Origin of the sequence: Micromonospora sp. NPDC050397 (assembly GCF_044901685.1) — a bacterium.
Taxonomy (GTDB): Bacteria; Actinomycetota; Actinomycetes; order Mycobacteriales; family Micromonosporaceae; genus Micromonospora_G.
Genome location: NZ_JBJDPS010000011.1, coordinates 1 through 14,583, shown reverse-complemented (window position 1 = coordinate 14,583; position 14,583 = coordinate 1). Strand labels below are relative to the sequence as shown.

12 protein-coding genes are annotated in these 14,583 nt (G+C 71.6%); 7 read left to right on the top strand and 5 right to left on the bottom strand.

Annotated features, from left to right (window positions below; all coding sequences use genetic code 11):
• Positions 1 to 72 precede the first annotated feature (72 nt).
• From ACI2K4_RS27295 to ACI2K4_RS27285, 3 genes are all read left to right on the top strand, one after another.
• The gene (locus ACI2K4_RS27295; RefSeq protein ID WP_404515414.1) at positions 73 to 2,574 is read left to right on the top strand and encodes a DEAD/DEAH box helicase; all 2,502 of its coding nucleotides are present in this window, start codon (positions 73 to 75) and stop codon (positions 2,572 to 2,574) included.
• A gap of 167 nt (positions 2,575 to 2,741) precedes the next feature.
• Entirely contained in the window at positions 2,742 to 3,392 is a 651-nt protein-coding gene (locus tag ACI2K4_RS27290) for a hypothetical protein (protein ID WP_404515671.1), read from the top strand.
• A 90-nt stretch (positions 3,393 to 3,482) separates the two neighbouring features.
• A complete protein-coding gene (locus ACI2K4_RS27285) occupies positions 3,483 to 4,109 on the top strand; it encodes a LysE family translocator (protein ID WP_404515413.1) in 627 nt (208 codons plus the stop codon).
• Between the two features lie 127 nt (positions 4,110 to 4,236).
• Here the strand turns inward: ACI2K4_RS27285 and ACI2K4_RS27280 are convergent, their stop codons facing one another.
• From ACI2K4_RS27280 to ACI2K4_RS27265, 4 genes are read right to left on the bottom strand one after another with little or no spacing between them, the layout of a single operon-like run.
• Positions 4,237 to 5,181, bottom strand: coding sequence for an ABC transporter substrate-binding protein (locus ACI2K4_RS27280; RefSeq protein WP_404515412.1), 945 nt, complete (start codon positions 5,179 to 5,181; stop codon positions 4,237 to 4,239).
• Between the two features lie 55 nt (positions 5,182 to 5,236).
• Positions 5,237 to 6,049, bottom strand: a complete 813-nt coding sequence (locus ACI2K4_RS27275) for an ABC transporter ATP-binding protein (RefSeq protein ID WP_404515411.1) — start codon at positions 6,047 to 6,049, stop codon at positions 5,237 to 5,239.
• Positions 6,049 to 7,176, bottom strand: coding sequence for a FecCD family ABC transporter permease (locus ACI2K4_RS27270; protein WP_404515410.1), 1,128 nt, complete (start codon positions 7,174 to 7,176; stop codon positions 6,049 to 6,051). The genes ACI2K4_RS27275 and ACI2K4_RS27270 overlap by 1 nt, the downstream gene beginning before the upstream one ends.
• Positions 7,173 to 8,216 (bottom strand): FecCD family ABC transporter permease, encoded by a 1,044-nt coding sequence (locus ACI2K4_RS27265; RefSeq protein ID WP_404515409.1) that lies wholly within the window; start codon positions 8,214 to 8,216, stop codon positions 7,173 to 7,175. The genes ACI2K4_RS27270 and ACI2K4_RS27265 overlap by 4 nt, the downstream gene beginning before the upstream one ends.
• Before the next feature lie 122 nt (positions 8,217 to 8,338).
• Here ACI2K4_RS27265 and ACI2K4_RS27260 point away from each other — a divergent pair, with 122 nt between their 5' ends.
• The 4 genes from ACI2K4_RS27260 (at position 8,339) to hrpA (ending at position 14,087) form a co-directional block, all read left to right on the top strand.
• The gene (locus ACI2K4_RS27260) at positions 8,339 to 8,695 is read left to right on the top strand and encodes a YciI family protein (protein WP_404515408.1); all 357 of its coding nucleotides are present in this window, start codon (positions 8,339 to 8,341) and stop codon (positions 8,693 to 8,695) included.
• Between the two features lie 204 nt (positions 8,696 to 8,899).
• A complete protein-coding gene (locus ACI2K4_RS27255) occupies positions 8,900 to 9,133 on the top strand; it encodes a DUF6289 family protein (protein WP_404515407.1) in 234 nt (77 codons plus the stop codon).
• A 142-nt stretch (positions 9,134 to 9,275) separates the two neighbouring features.
• Entirely contained in the window at positions 9,276 to 9,854 is a 579-nt protein-coding gene (locus ACI2K4_RS27250) for a histidine phosphatase family protein (RefSeq protein WP_404515406.1), read from the top strand.
• A gap of 72 nt (positions 9,855 to 9,926) precedes the next feature.
• Complete coding sequence (gene hrpA / locus ACI2K4_RS27245) at positions 9,927 to 14,087, top strand: ATP-dependent RNA helicase HrpA (RefSeq protein ID WP_404515405.1); 4,161 nt, start codon at positions 9,927 to 9,929, stop codon at positions 14,085 to 14,087.
• A gap of 37 nt (positions 14,088 to 14,124) precedes the next feature.
• Here the strand turns inward: hrpA and ACI2K4_RS27240 are convergent.
• A partial coding sequence (locus ACI2K4_RS27240; RefSeq protein WP_404515404.1) for a LacI family DNA-binding transcriptional regulator occupies positions 14,125 to 14,583 on the bottom strand: 459 nt, incomplete at its 5' end.

Below are 14,583 nucleotides of genomic sequence, written 5' to 3'. Positions count from 1 at the left end.
TCCGGCACCGCTGATCGGGCGGCGCCGGTCGGATTGGCGTTGGCGGGGTGATCCAGGCACCATTGACCGGCCATGACGCTCACCGATCAGCTGCCGGGCAGCGCCGACCCAGACCTGCTCTTCGACGCCTTCGCCAACTGGGCCAAGGATCAGGGGCTCACCCTCTACCCGCACCAGGAAGAGGCGCTGATCGAGATCGTCTCGGGCGCCAACGTCATCCTGAGCACACCGACCGGCTCGGGCAAGAGCCTGGTCGCCACCGGCGCCCACTTCGCCGCGCTCGCCGACGACCGGGTCAGCTTCTACACCGCGCCGATCAAGGCCCTGGTGTCGGAGAAGTTCTTCGCGCTCTGCGACATCTTCGGCGCGGAGAACGTCGGGATGCTGACCGGCGACGCGAGCGTCAACGAGGACGCGCCGATCATCTGCTGCACCGCCGAGATCCTGGCGAACATCGCGCTGCGCGACGGCGAAGAGGCCGACGTCGGCCTGGTGATCATGGACGAGTTCCATTTCTACGCCGAGCCGGACCGGGGCTGGGCCTGGCAGGTGCCGCTGATCGAGCTGCCCCAGGCGCAGTTCGTGCTGATGTCGGCCACGCTGGGCGATGTCAGCCGGTTCACCGATGACCTGACCCGGCGTACCGGGCGGTCGACCGCCGTCGTGAAGAACGCCGAGCGGCCGGTCCCGCTGCTCTTCTCGTACGTCACCACGCCGCTGCACGAGACGCTCGAAGAGCTGCTCACCACCCACCAGGCGCCGGTCTACGTCGTGCACTTCACCCAGGCGGCGGCCCTGGAACGGGCGCAGGCGCTGATGAGCATCAACGTCTCGACCCGGGCCGAGAAGGACGCGATCGCCGCCGCGATCGGCAACTTCCGGTTCACCGCCGGCTTCGGCCGTACCCTGTCCCGGCTGGTCCGGCACGGCATCGGCGTCCACCACGCCGGCATGCTGCCGAAGTACCGCCGACTGGTGGAGACGCTGGCCCAGGCCGGTCTGCTGAAGGTCATCTGCGGTACGGACACCCTCGGCGTCGGCATCAACGTGCCGATCCGGACGGTGCTCTTCACCGCCCTGTCGAAGTACGACGGGGTGAAGACCCGCCTGCTCAAGGCGCGCGAGTTCCACCAGATCGCCGGGCGAGCCGGGCGGGCCGGCTTCGACACCATCGGCCGGGTGGTGGTGCAGGCCCCCGAGCACGTGATCGAGAACGAGAAGGCCCTCGCCAAGGCGGGCGACGACCCGAAGAAGCGGCGCAAGGTGGTGCGCAAGAAGCCGCCGGAGGGCTCGATCGGCTGGGGGCAGCCGACGTACGAGCGGTTGATCGAGGCCGAGCCGGAGACGCTGACCTCCAGCTTCATGGTCAGCCACTCGATGCTGCTCAACGTGATCAGCCGGCCGGGTGACGCGTTCGCCGCGATGCGGCACCTGCTCACCGACAACCACGAGGACCGGGCGGCCCAGCGCAGGCACATCCACCGGGCGATCGCGATCTACCGGGCGCTGCTGGCCGGTGGTGTGGTGGAACAGCTCGACGAGCCGGACGCCTCCGGCCGGCGGGTCCGGCTCACCGTCGACCTCCAGTTCGACTTCGCACTCAACCAGCCGCTCTCCCCGTTCGCGCTGGCCGCGATCGAGCTGCTGGACACGGCCGCGCCGACGTACCCGCTGGACGCGCTCTCGGTCATCGAGTCGACCCTGGACGATCCGCGCCAGATCCTCTCGGCCCAGCAGTTCAAGGCGCGTGGCGAGGCGGTCGCGCAGATGAAGGCCGACGGCATCGAGTACGAGGCCCGGATGGAGCTGCTCAACGAGGTCACCCACCCGAAGCCGCTGGCCGAACTGCTCGACGCCGCGTACGAGATGTACCGGCAGGGGCACCCGTGGGTCGCCGACCACCAGCTCGCGCCGAAGTCCGTGGTCCGCGACATGTACGAGCGCGCGATGACCTTCGTCGAGTACGTCTCCTTCTACGGGCTGTCCCGGTCCGAGGGGCTGGTGCTGCGCTACCTCGCCGACGCGTACAAGGCGGTCAAGCAGACCGTGCCGGAGGACGCGAAGACCGAGGAGCTGGTGGACCTGATCGAGTGGCTCGGCGAGTTGGTCCGCCAGGTCGACTCCAGCCTGATCGACGAGTGGGAGCGGCTGCGCAACCCGGCCGAGGAGGGCGTCGAGACGGTGGTCGACCTGCGCCCACCGGCGGTCACCGGCAACCTGCGCGCGTTCCGGGTGCTGGTCCGCAACGCCATGTTCCGCCGGGTGGAGCTGGCCGCCCTGCGCCGCTTCGACGAGCTGGGCGAGCTGGACGCCGAGGGCGGCTGGAGCGCCGACGACTGGGCCGACGCGCTGGAGCCGTACTTCGAGACGTACGACGAGATCGGCACCGGCCCGGCCGCCCGTGGCCCCGCCCTGCTCCTGCTCGACCAGCAGCGGGACCGGTGGACGGTCCGGCAGATCTTCGACGACCCGAACGGCGACCACGACTGGGGCATCAGCGCCGAGATCGACCTGGCCGCCTCGGACGAGGCCGGCGCGGCGGTCGTCCGGATCACCGAGGTCGGCCAGCTCTAGACCACCGAAAAATCGGCCGTACGGGAAGCGATATTCGCTGTCCGGTACGGCCGTTTTCGGCTGGGCGCAGCGGTGCCAGTCGATTAGAATGGGTGTACTAATCCGGCTCCTGACCTGGGAGGACAGCCGTGACTGCGCCCGCCTCCAGTGCGCCGCTCGCCACCACCGTGCCCGCCGCCGCCCAGCCCGCCGCCCCCGTCCTGCCGTACGCCACCCTGCTCGCCTTCTCCCGTTACGTGGACCGGACCGGACCGGCGAAGGCGACCTTCGTCGGCGGCCTGCGCAAGCAACGGGCCAGCCGCTCCGGCTTCAACCCGCACGGTCAGTTCGTCAAGGCCCTCAAGGCCGACCTGGCGTTCCACACCGGCGGCACCCACCTCAACCAGGTGCCCGACCTGGTCAAGCCCCGCTGGCGCCCGCTCTACCAGGCGCTGGTCCCGGGCGCGCTGACCTACCTCGCCTCGCTCGGCGACCCACGCTCGATCGAACTGGCCCAGACCCACGACGCGCTCGCGCTGCTCGGCGGACTACCGGTGAAGATCAACCCGCAGTTCGGCCTGCGTTACGCCGACGGCCGCGCCGAGGCGGTCCGGCTGCACTTCGACGAGGCGCCGCCGAGCGGCGAACTGGTGCTCGCCACCCTGCACCTGATGGCCCGGCACATGGACCAGGTCCTACCGCATGCCGAGCCGGTCCTGGTCGACCTGCGCCGGGGCATCACCCACCGGCCGGACCCGGCCGTCCGCGCCGACCAGGTCGAACGCTGGCTCGCCGGTGAGGCCGCCGCCTTCAGCGCCATCTGGTCCACCGCCGCCTGACCGCTCCCGCCAAAACACGACCAGAACAGCGGCCGTCCGGATCCGGACGGCCGCTGTCGTGGGATGACGGCGGGTTCCTACAGTGGCTACATGATCAATACCCTGGCGGTCTTCCTCGGGACCTGCCTGCTGCTCGCCATGGTGCCCGGTCAGGGCGCGGTGGTGATTCTCCGGCAGGCCGTCGGGGAGGGCCGCCGATCCGCCCTCATGACCATGCTCGGCAACGAGACGGCCCTGGTGGTCTGGGGAGTTGCCGCCGCCCTCGGGCTGACCGCGCTGATCACCGCCTCGCAGGTCGCGTACGACACGATGCGGATCGTCGGCGCGGGCGTACTGATCTTCCTCGGCGTACAGGCGTTCCTGTCGGTCCGGCGGGGGCAACCGGCGCTGGGCGTACCCGAGGGGTCTTTTGCGGTCCGCTCGACCGGGTGGCGCTCCTACCGCGCCGGCCTGGTCGCCAACCTGACCAACCCCAAGGCCGCCGTCTTCGCCATGTCGTTCCTGCCGCAGTTCGCGCCCCGGGGGCTGCCCACCCTGCCGACCGTGGTGGGGCTGGCGGTGCTCTGGGCGGTGATGGACGCGATCTGGTTCACCGGGGTCATCTGGTTCGTCGACCGGGCGAAGGGCCTCTTCGCCCGGTCGGCGGTCCGGCGCCGGCTGACCCAGGTCTCCGGCGCCGTCCTGATCGCACTGGGGCTACGCCTCGCGACGGAGTGACCGGCCTCGCGCCCGGACCACACCTGCGACGCGGTGACCGGGCAGGCGGGAACACGAACCGGCCGGCACCGAGCGATGGCTCGGTGCCGGCCGGTGGTGCCGCGACGGTGGTCCAGGCGACGGTGGTTCAGGCGGCGGTGACGTACTTCTCGATGTCGTCGAGGATCTTGCCGGCGGCGGTGACCCCGATGCCGGTCATCCAGGTCTCGTCCGAGACGGTGTACGTCTTCCCGGCCTTGACCGCGGAGAGGTTGCGCCACAGGTTGCCGCCGGTGATCTGGGTCTGCTGGGCGACCGCCTTCTCGCCGAACGCGGTGACGAAGATGATGTCGCCGTCGACCTCGCTGATCCGCTCCGGGCTGACCTTGTCGAACCGCTTGTCGTCCTTGTCCTTCAGGAGCTGCCGTTCGGTACGGCCGAGGCCGACGTCACCGAGCACGATGCCGGAGAAGGAGTCCGGGCCGTACACCCGGATCTCGGTGGCCCGGAACCGGACGATGGAGATCTTCTTCGCGGCCGGGTCGCCGATCTTGGTGCCGACCTCCTTGGCCCGCTTCTCGTAGCCGGCCATCAGGTCCTTGGCTTCCTGCTCCTTGCCGAGCGCCTGACCGTCGAGGAGGAAGTTCTCCTTCCAGGTGATGCCGACCTTGTCGGTGAAGACGGTCGGGGCGATGGTGCTCAGCTCGTCGTAGAACTTCTCCTGACGGAACTTGCTGCCCATGATCAGGTCGGGCTTGAGCGCGGTGATCGCCTCGAGGTCGGGCTCGTTGATCAGACCGACCGTCTTGATCGAGGCGACCTTGTCACCGAGGTAGGTCGGCAGTCCCTCCGACTCGGCTGCGGTGGTGGCGCCGACCGGCACGATGCCGAGCGACAACGCACTGTCGATCTTGTCGCTGTCCAGGACCACGACCCGCTGGGGGTGGACCGGGACCTGGGTGGTGCCCATCGCGTGGACAACGGGGTGCGTCTGCTCCTCGGTCGCGCCGGCCACCGGGTCGCTCTTGGCGCATCCGGTGAGGCCGACACCGAGGGCGACGACCGCGGCGAAGGTGGCGGCGGTACGGCGCATGGGTGTTCCTTTCGATTCGATCACAGGGGTACGAAGTCCGACGGGTCTCGCCCGGTCACGCCGGAACGGCGCTGGTCACACCGGCCGGGGAGGGTGTGGTGAGCGCGGGCACCACCAGCGGGGCGCCGCTCACCGGGCAGGGCACGACCACACAGTCGAGCCCGAAGACGTCACGAACCAGGTCCGCGGTGAGGATCTCCCGGGGCGGGCCGGCGGCCACCACCGCGCCGTCGCGCATGGCGACCAGGTGGTCGGCGTACCGGGCGGCCTGGTTCAGGTCGTGCAGGACCGCGACCACGGTCCGGCCCCGCTCGGCCCGGAGCTTGTGCAGCAGGTCCAGGATCTCCACCTGGTGGGCCAGGTCGAGAAAGGTGGTCGGCTCGTCGAGCAGGAGCGCCTCGGTCTGCTGGGCCAGGGTCATCGCGATCCACACCCGCTGCCGCTGGCCACCGGAGAGGGTGTCCACCGGGCGGTCGGCCAGGGCGTCGACCGCGGCCAGCGTCATCGCCTCCCGGACCGCCTCGGCGTCCTGCGGCGACCACTGGCGCCACCAGCTCTGGTGCGGCTGCCGCCCGCGACCGACCAGGTCGGCGACGGTCAGCCCCTCCGGCACCAGTGGGCTCTGCGGCAGCACGCCGAGTCGCCGGGCGACCTCGCGGGTGGGCAGCTCACGGATGGCCGTACCGTCCAGCAGCACCGTGCCGGCGCGCGGCGTGAGCAGCCGGGCCATGGTGCGCAGCAGGGTGGACTTGCCGCAGGCGTTCGGCCCGACGATGACGGTGAAGGCGTTTGTCGGCAGGTCGAGGTCGAGTCGGTCGAGCACGGTCCGCTCGTCGTACCCGGCGACGAGTTCACGGGTGGACAACATCACGAATCCTTCCGGCGACCACGGACGAGCAGGAAGAGCAGGTAGGGCCCACCGATCGCGGCGGTGAGCACGCCCGCCGGCAGTTGGGTGGGTGCGAACAGGCGCCGACCGGCCAGGTCGGCCAGGACCACCAGCAGCGCCCCGACCAGGGCGGCGGAGAGCAGCGGCGGCCGTTCGGTGCGGACCAGCCGGCGGGCCACCTGGGGGGCGACCAGCGCGACGAAGTCCACCGCGCCGACCTGCGCGGTCACCATGGCGGCGACCACGACACCGATGCTGGCCAGGCCGACCCGGCGGGCCGTCGGGCGCAGCCCGAGCCCCCGGGCGGTGTCGTCGTCGAGGGCGCTGGTGTGCAGCGCCCAACCGGCCCAGAGCAGCACCGGCAGGAGCAGCAGCAGGGTGAGCGCGATCCAGCTCGCCTCGGCCCAGCCCTTGCCGGCGAGGGTACCGATCAGCCAGATCTGCGCCCGCTGTCCGTCGATCGGGTCGGCGGAGAGCATGACCACCTCGGTCAGGGCGCGCAGCCCGACCGCCACCGCGACCCCGGCCAGGACGAAGCGCTGTGCGGCCAGGCCGTGCCGGGCACCGAGGGCGAACACGGCCGCCGCCGCGAGCAGCCCACCGGCGAGCGCGGTCGGGGCGATGATCGCGGCGGAGGCTCCGGTGGTCAGCGCGACGGTGGCGACCAGACCGGCGCCCTGGGTGATGCCGATGACGTCGGGGCTGGCCAGCGGGTTACGGGCCACGCTCTGGATCAGTGTGCCGGCGACACCGAACGCCGCTCCGGCGGCCACCGCGAGCACCGTACGGGGCAACCTGAGCTTCTCCACCACCACGTCGTACGGGGTGTCGGCGAACAGCGAGCGCAGCACGTCCGCCGGGGCGACGTAGGGCGTACCGAGCGAGAGGCTCAGCACCATCGCACCGGCGAGCAGGACCAGCAGCAGCGCCGCGACCAGGATGCTGCGACGACGGACGAGCAGGCGGACCGGACCGACCCGCAGCGGCGAACGTCCGGGCAGCAGGTTGGCGTCGGTCGGCCGGACCCCGACCGGGCGCGGCGCGGGGTCGGTGGAGACGGTCGCCGGTCCGCCGCCCGGAGCCGGCGCCGCGGTGGGGGCGGTCACGCGGTCACCACCCGGGCACGGCGGACCAGGACGGCCAACAGCGGCGCGCCGAGCAGCGCGGTGATGATCCCGGCCGGCACCTCGCCGGGGGTGATCAGACGCCCGACGATGTCCGCGCCGAGCAGCAGCGACGGGCCGAGCAACACCGAGACCGCGAGGGTCCAGCGCTGGTCGACGCCGACCAGGGCGCGGGCCAGGTGCGGCACGGCGAGCCCGACGAAGGCGATCGGCCCGGCGGCGGCGACCCCGGCACCGGTGAGCAGCACGGCCGCCGCCCCGCCACCGATCCGGATCAGGCCGACCCGGTTGCCCAGGCCCCGGGCCACGTCGTCGCCGAGGGCGAGCGCGTCCAGGCCCCGCGCCACCATGGCGGCGAGCAGCAGGCCGGCGAGGACGAAGGGGGCGACCTGGACGGCGATCGAGGCGTCCCGGCCGACCAGGCCGCCGACCACCCAGAACCGGTACTCCTCGAAGGTGTACGCGCTGGCCGAGAGGAGCCCGATGGTGACCGCGCCGAGGCTGGCGTCGAGTGCCGCGCCGACCAGGGCGAGGGTGACCGGGCTGGCACCGTCGCGGGTACGGGTCGCGATGCCGAAGACGAGCAGCCCGGAGAGGAGTGCGCCGATGATGCCGAACCAGACGTACCCGGTCAGGGTGGTGACGCCGAACGCGGCGATGGCGGTGACCACGCCGAGCGAGGCTCCGGCGCTGATGCCGAGGATCCGAGGCTCGGCGAGCGGGTTGCGGGTGAGGGCCTGGAGCAGTACGCCCGCGACGGCGAGCGCCGCGCCGACGGCGAGCCCGAGGGTGGTACGCGGCAGCCGCAGGTCACGCACGATGGTGCTGGCCTCGCCCCCGTCCGGGGCGACCAGCGCGTGCCACACCTGGGCGGGCGCCAGTGGCTTGCTGCCGAGCGCCAGGCTCGCCACCACCAGCAGGCCGAGCAGCACCAGCGCACCGACCACCACCGGGACCCGGGGCAGCCCGGACCGTCGGGATGGGTCGACCACCGCCCTCGGTGGTGTCACGACGTCGTGCACCAGCTCTCACCTCCCCGCTTTCCCGCTTAGGATCGCCTTACCTTAGGAGTTGACCCTCGGTGGACCTAACAAGAGATGACCGATCTCACCGTCGGCCGCCCCGCGCGCCCTAGCCTGGAGACATGCGCTTCGAGCACCACACGGTCGTCCTGGTACGCCGCGCGGCTCGGCCACCGGAGCTGCCCCCGGCGGCCGGGACCCGGTTGTGGCAGGCCCACCGGGCGCATCGGGACGGCCTGGTGGAGCAGGGGCACGTGATCGCGGCCGGACCGCTGGCCGGGGCGGACGACCCGGACGCGGGCGAACTCTGCGTGTTCGTGGTCGCACCGGAGGTCGCCGAGCGGCTGTACGACAACGACCCGGCGGTGAGTGCCGGCCTGCTCACGGTCGAGGTGCTGACCTGGGCCGTACCGGAGGGCAATGTCCGGTTCCACGGCGTGGCACTGCCGCCGACCCTGCTCGATCCCGGCCCCCGGTGACCCGACGAATCGACGGGCATCGCCGCGATCCGCATCGGGGTCCACTGTGTAGTCGCAAGGAACCCCTGTCATACAAGGGATTTTGATCGAACGTGAGCGACTCTTGTATTCATGCCGATGCCGGCGGATGATCTGGATCATGGGTTTCGACCGGAACCCGTGCGGGCCGGAGCCAGGTCGCTCCGGGACAAGGAAGGACCACCGATGATCCGTCGCGTACTCCTCGCCGCAGCCATCGCCGTCGCCGCGCTCGTCGTCGTGCCAGGCACGCCCGCGCAGGCGCGCGCCTGCAAGGCCGACCACGACTGCTACACCGCTTTCTACTCCGACTCGTCCCACACCACCCTGGTCGGCGCGCTCTCCGAGAGCTGCGACGGCACCCGTTCGATGTGGGGACGACGCTCCGGCTACCTGACCTTCTCCGAGTCCCCCTGCTGATCGGCCCGCTCCACGCGACGCCACCGGCCGGGCCGGCGCACGTGGCCCGGCCGGTACCCGGCAGCCCGACGACCCGAGCGAGCGGAACGCGGGTCCGGCGGAGCGGCGGGTGGCGTCGCCTCCGTTGCGGCAGGCTGGCGTCATGGGGGTGGACATCATCTACGAGCCGCACGCGACCACCACCGACGACGAGGCCGGACGGGCGACCGGCTGGCTTCCCGGCAAGCTCTCCATGGACGGGCTGCGGTACGCGCGGGCCCTCGGCGAGCGGCGCCGGGGCGAGGGGCTGTCGGCGGTCTTCTGCTCCGACCTGTACCGAGCGGTGGCCACCGTGCAACAGGCGTTCGGCGGCTACCGGATCCCGATCCACCGGGACACCCGGCTGCGCGAGTGTGACTTCGGCGACCTCAACGGCGCACCGGCGGCCGAGGTGGCCGCACGGCAGGCCGACCACCTCGACCAGCCGTTTCCGAACGGGCAGAGCTACCGGCAGGTCGTCGACCAGATGCGGGGCTTCCTGCACGACCTGGTCGCCGCCTGGGACGGCCACAGGGTGCTGCTGGTCGCCCACCAGGGCAACCGGTGGGCACTGGAACACCTGCTCGACGGGCGCCCCCTGGCCGACCTGGTCACCGCCCCGCCCGACTGGCGGGCAAGCGGCAGGTACGCGTTGCCGAAGGGTTGGGCCGGTGGACAGACGGCCGGCGGGCGGCTCGACTGAACGCCCGGCGGGGACCGGTGGGGGGATAACCACGGGCGCCCGGCGGCGGCGCTGCCTATCCTTGGCGACGACATGCAAACACCATCCGCCCGCGCGCTGCCCGATCCGATCCGCGAGGCGCAGGCCCGCCTGCCCGAACTGATCTTCCGTGACCGGCGCCGGCTCCAGCGCCGGCTCGACGGCGTACGCCGCATCCGCGACCCGCACAAACGCGAACTCGCCGCCGAGGAGATCGCCACTGACCTGGCCGGCGCCGAGGAGCGCCTGGTCAAGCGTCGGGCCGCCGTGCCGGTGATCACGTACCCGGCCGGCCTGCCGGTGAGCGAGAAGCGGGACGACATCGCGGCGGCGATCCGGGACCACCAGGTGGTGATCGTGGCCGGCGAGACCGGCTCGGGCAAGACCACCCAGTTGCCGAAGATCTGCCTGGAGCTCGGTCGGGGCGTACGCGGGCTGATCGGGCACACCCAGCCCCGCCGGCTCGCCGCCCGTACGGTGGCCGACCGGATCGCCGAGGAACTCGGCACCGAGCTCGGTGGCGCGGTGGGTTACAAGGTGCGCTTCACCGACCAGGTCGGTGACCGGACCCTGGTCAAGCTGATGACCGACGGCATCCTGCTGGCGGAACTCCAGCAGGACCGGATGCTGCACCAGTACGACACGCTGATCATCGACGAGGCGCACGAGCGCAGCCTCAACATCGACTTCATCCTCGGTTACCTGCGGCAGCTACTGCCCCGGCGCCCCGACCTGAAGGTGATCATCACCTCGGCCACCATCGACCCGCACCGCTTCGCCCGACACTTCGCCGGCCTCACCACCGCCCCCACCGACGCCCTACCGGAAGGCACGGCGGATGCCGGGCCGGCGGCCACTGGGGAGGGCCTGCCGCCGGTGGTGGAGGTCTCCGGGCGTACCTACCCGGTCGAGGTCCGCTACCGGCCGCTGGTCGAGGTCGGCGAGGAGACCGACGACGGCGACAACGTACGTGACCAGGTCCAGGCGATCGGTGACGCGGTCGAGGAGTTGGCCGCCGAGGGGCCGGGCGACATCCTCGTCTTCCTCAGCGGCGAGCGGGAGATCCGGGACACCGCCGACGCGTTGGGCCGGCTGGTCCAACAGAAGCCGAGGCTGCGCGGGACCGAGATCCTGCCGCTCTACGCCCGGCTCTCCACCGCCGAGCAGCACCGGGTGTTCCAGTCGCACGCCAACCGGCGGGTGGTGCTCGCCACCAACGTGGCCGAGACGTCGCTCACCGTGCCCGGCATCAAGTACGTCATCGACCCCGGTACGGCCAGGATCTCCCGCTACAGCCACCGGCTCAAGGTGCAGCGGCTGCCGATCGAGGCGGTCTCCCAGGCGTCGGCCAACCAGCGCAAGGGCCGCTGCGGGCGTACCTCGGACGGAATCTGCATCCGGCTCTACGACGAGTCGGACTTCCTGAGCCGGCCCGAGTTCACCGAGCCGGAGATCCTCCGGACCAACCTCGCCTCGGTCATCCTCCAGATGACCGCGATCGGGCTCGGCGACATCGCCGCGTTCCCGTTTGTCGACCCACCGGACCGGCGCAACATCACCGACGGGGTCAACCTGCTGCACGAACTCGGCGCGCTGGACCCGAGCCAGACCGACCTGAACCGGCGGCTCACCCCGCTCGGCCGCAAGCTGGCCCAGCTCCCGGTGGACCCGAGGCTGGCCAGGATGGTGCTGGAGGGCGAGACCAACGGCTGCGCCACCGAGGTCATGGTGATCGCCGCCGCGCTCTCCATCCAGGACCCGCGCGAGCGGCCGGTCGACAAGCAGGCCCAGGCCGACCAGGCGCACGCCCGCTTCGCCGACCCGGAGTCGGACTTCGTCACCCTGCTCAACCTCTGGCGGTACCTGCGCGAACAGCAGACCGCGCTCTCGTCGAGCGCGTTCCGCCGGATGTGCAAGGCCGAATACCTCAACTACCTCCGGGTACGCGAGTGGCAGGACATCTTCAGCCAGCTCCGCCAGGTGGCCCGTACGCTCGACGGCGGCAACCCGCGCGGCCAGCGACCGGGCCGTGGTCGCCCGGAGCGTCCCTCCCCCGCCCGGCCGGTGGCCGAGCCGGAGCCGGCGGAGGCGACCGAGGTCGCCGCCGAGAGCGAACCGGCGGTCGATCCCCGGCGGATCCACCAGTCGCTGCTCGCCGGCCTCCTGTCCCACGTCGGCGTGAAGGACCTCCAGGCCGCCGGCAAGGGCTCGGGCACACCGGAGCGGGGCAGCCGGTCGGAGTACCTCGGCGCCCGGGGGGCCAAGTTCGCCGTCTTCCCCGGCTCCGCGCTCTCCCGCCGTCCCCCGCTCTGGGTGATGGCCGCCGAACTGGTCGAGACGTCCCGGCTCTGGGGCCGGGTGGTGGCCAAGGTCGAGCCGGAGTGGGTCGAGGCGTTGGCCCAGCACCTGGTCAAGCGGAGCTACAGCGAACCGCACTGGGAGAAGCGGCAGGCGTCGGTGGTGGCCCAGGAGAAGGTCACCCTGTACGGCATCCCGCTGGTCACCAACCGTAAGGTCAACTTCGGCCGGATCGACCCGGAGCTGTCCCGGGAGCTCTTCATCCGACACGCCCTGGTCGAGGGCGACTGGCAGACCCCGCACAAATTCTTCCACGCCAACCGCGAACTGCTCGACCAGGTCGAGGAGTTGGAGCACCGGGTCCGGCGACGCGACATCCTGGTCGACGACGAGACCCTGTTCGACTTCTACCAGCAGCGCATCCCGGCCGAGGTGGTCTCCGGCAGGCACTTCGACACCTGGTGGAAGCGGACCCGACGGGAACAGCCCGACCTGCTCACCTTCGACCGGCAGATGCTGGTCAACGCGGGTCGCGACGGCGTACGGGAGACGGACTACCCGGACGCCTGGCACTCCGAGGGGTTGGCGCTGCCGCTGACGTACCGGTTCGAGCCGGGCACGAACACCGACGGGGTGACCGTCGACATCCCGCTGCCGATGCTCAACCAGGTGCCGGCGGAGAGCTTCGAGTGGCAGGTGCCCGGCCTCCGCGAGGAGGTGGTGATCTCGCTGATCCGGTCCCTGCCGAAGGCACTGCGCCGCAACTTCGTCCCGGTGCCCGACTATGCGCGGGCGGTGCTGGCCAACGTCCGGCCCGGGCCGGAGTCGCTGGTCGACGCGCTCACCCGGGAGCTGCGCCGGATGACCGGGGTGACCGTGCCACGCGAGGCGTGGGACCCGGAGAAGCTGCCGGCCCACCTGCGGGTCAACTTCCGGGTGCTGGACGACGAGAACAAGCCGGTCGGGCAGGGCCGCGACCTGGCCGCGCTGCAACGCCAGCTCAAGACCGAGGTACGCCAGACCGTCGCCGCCGCCGCACCCGAACTCGAACACCACGGGCTGCGGGAGTGGAGCATCGGCACGCTGCCGCGCACGCTCGAACGGATCCGGGGCAGCTACCGGGTCACCGCCTATCCGGCCCTGGTCGACGAGGGTGAGAGTGTCGGCGTACGGGTCTTCGACTCCGAGTCCGAGCAGCAGCAGGCGATGTGGGCGGGCACCCGTCGGCTGCTGCGGCTCACCGTCGCCTCCCCGGTGAAGTTCCTCCAGGGCCGGCTGAGCAACGAGGCGAAGCTGGCGCTCAGCCGCAACCCGCACCGCAACGTGATCGACCTGCTCGACGACGCGGCGGGGGCCGCGATCGACAAGCTGATCGTTGACGCGGGCGGACCGGCCTGGGACGCCGAGGGCTTTGCCGCACTGCGCGACCACGTCCGGGCGAACCTGGTCGACACGGTGGTCGAGGTGGTGGCCAGGGTGCAGCGGGTGCTCAGCGCGGCGTACGCGGTCGAGCAGCGGCTGGGGCGTACCACCAGCCTGACCCTGGTGGCGGCGCTGGCCGACATCCGCGCGCAGCTCTCCGCCCTGGTGCACCGGGGTTTTGTCACCGAGACCGGGTACGCCCGCCTGGCCGACCTGCCGCGCTATCTCACCGCGATCGAGCGGCGGCTGGACCGGCTGCCGCAGGATCCGACCCGGGACCGGAACCAGCTCGCCCGGATCGTCCAGGTGCAGCAGGAGTACGACCAGATGCTCGCCGCCCTGCCCCCGGCACGACGCGGCGACGACGCGGTACGGCAGATCCGGTGGCTGATCGAGGAGTTGCGGGTAAACGTCTTCGCCCAGGCGCTCGGCACCCCGTACCCGGTGTCGGAGCAACGCATCTACCGGGCGATGGACCTCGCCGAGGGACGCTGACCCGTCGATCGGCACCTCGACCGCGAGGCGCGTCGGGTCAACTCCGACCGGGTGGCGGCGCGGAGCTGTCCCGCCGTATCAGCTCCGCCGGCACCTGTTCGACCTGGTGCGGACCGGGTTCCCCGAGGGCGAGGGTCATGGCGCGGGCGCCCATGTCGGCGAGGGGGAGGCGGACGGTGGTGAGGGTGGGGGTGACGTCGCGGGCGATGGGCATGTCGTCGAAGCCGGTGACGCTGATCTGTTGGGGGACTTTGATGCCTCGGGAGCGCAGGAGGGCGAGGGCGCCGATGGCCATGGTGTCGTTGAGGGCGGCGATGGCGGTGAGGTGGGGTTGGGTGTCGAGGAGGGTGGCGGTGGCGGTGGCGCCGCTGTCGCGGTCGAAGTTGGCGTAGGTGATGTGTCGGGTGGGGAGTTTGTGGCCGTGGTCGCGGGCGGCGTGGCGGAGGCCGGTGAGGCGGTCGGTGGTGGTGGTGAGGTGTTTGGGGCCGGCGATGAC

Excerpts from the sequence above, each read along its gene's own strand:
- ACI2K4_RS27275 (WP_404515411.1), bottom strand. The coding sequence starts at position 6,049 with ATGTTGTCCACCCGTGAACTCGTCGCCGGGTACGACGAGCGGACCGTG.
- ACI2K4_RS27285 (WP_404515413.1), top strand. The coding sequence starts at position 3,483 with ATGATCAATACCCTGGCGGTCTTCCTCGGGACCTGCCTGCTGCTCGCC.
- ACI2K4_RS27250 (WP_404515406.1), top strand. The coding sequence starts at position 9,276 with ATGGGGGTGGACATCATCTACGAGCCGCACGCGACCACCACCGACGAC.
- ACI2K4_RS27260 (WP_404515408.1), top strand. The coding sequence starts at position 8,339 with ATGCGCTTCGAGCACCACACGGTCGTCCTGGTACGCCGCGCGGCTCGG.
- ACI2K4_RS27255 (WP_404515407.1), top strand. The coding sequence starts at position 8,900 with ATGATCCGTCGCGTACTCCTCGCCGCAGCCATCGCCGTCGCCGCGCTC.
- hrpA (WP_404515405.1), top strand. The coding sequence starts at position 9,927 with ATGCAAACACCATCCGCCCGCGCGCTGCCCGATCCGATCCGCGAGGCG.
- ACI2K4_RS27280 (WP_404515412.1), bottom strand. The coding sequence starts at position 5,181 with ATGCGCCGTACCGCCGCCACCTTCGCCGCGGTCGTCGCCCTCGGTGTC.
- ACI2K4_RS27295 (WP_404515414.1), top strand. The coding sequence starts at position 73 with ATGACGCTCACCGATCAGCTGCCGGGCAGCGCCGACCCAGACCTGCTC.